Annotated in this window: 1 protein-coding gene; it reads left to right on the forward strand. The window is 55.2% G+C overall.

Translation table 11 applies throughout. The annotated features are described in order from the left end of the window. Positions 1-1046: cobaltochelatase subunit CobN (locus B3W37_RS03385; protein ID WP_483174780.1), on the forward strand; the 1046-nt coding region annotated here is incomplete at both ends.

Consider the following 1046-nt stretch of genomic DNA (forward strand, 5'->3'; position numbering starts at 1 on the left):
GATCCCTATCCGGAAGAAAACCGGCAGGGCGTCACCCAGGCGGATCAGGACGCTATCGCCCGCTATCTCATGTATGGCGGGTTTGAAAATTACCGTAATTTGTGGCTGTGGATGGGCCGCAGCTTTTGCGGGGGGCAATATCCATTCGCTCCGCCGCAGCCCTTGGTATGGAACGGCATTTTTCATCCCCGGGCCCAGCAGCCCTTTACCGATGTCGGGGAATACCGCAGCAGATTCTGCCGGAACGACCGGGCCACCATAGGGATTATTTTTTACCGGGATGAGTGGGTGTGGTCGGATCTGTCCTACCAGACCGCCCTGATCGAAGAAATTGAGCGGCAGGGCATGAATGCCATGGCCGTTTTTACTATGGGACTGCCCGATCCGGATTTCAACATACCGGGTGTGGATGAAACCGTCCGGACTTATTTCTATCAGGACGATGCGGCCGGCATCGATGTTTTGATCAATACCATTAAATTTTCCCTGACCACCAGTAAAGCCGTTGACCAAAAGTTTTTGCATAAGCTGGGCGTACCCGTCTTGCATGCTTACGCTTTGATTCGTTCCGAAGCAGAATGGGAGCAGTGCATGGATGGCATGACCGCTATGGAAATGTCGGCCAGCATTACCCTGCCGGAATTCGACGGTATTATCCATGCGGCGCCCGTAGCCGGGAAAGAATACCGGGCTACTGGAGACAGCCGCTACACCGCTATCGGGGAACGCATCAGTATGGTGGTGCGCAAAGCCGGCAAGTGGGCCGGGCTGCGCCGCAAAGCCAACGCCGATAAAAAAATCGCTGTCATTTTTCACAATTATCCCGCCACCAACTCCAATATCGGCAGTGCAGCGGGATTGGATTCTCCGGAAAGCATTCGCCTGCTGCTGGGGGAGATGGCCCGGCGCGGCTACCGGGTGGATGAACTTCCCCCCGACAGCCAGACTTTGATCAACAGCCTGATTGCTCAGGTTACCAATGACCGCCGCTTTTTGTCCGGGGAACAAATCAAGCGGGCGGCCGGCAAATTAAGTGAAGAACTGTA

This window comes from Syntrophomonas sp. UBA5494 (genome assembly GCF_002426325.1).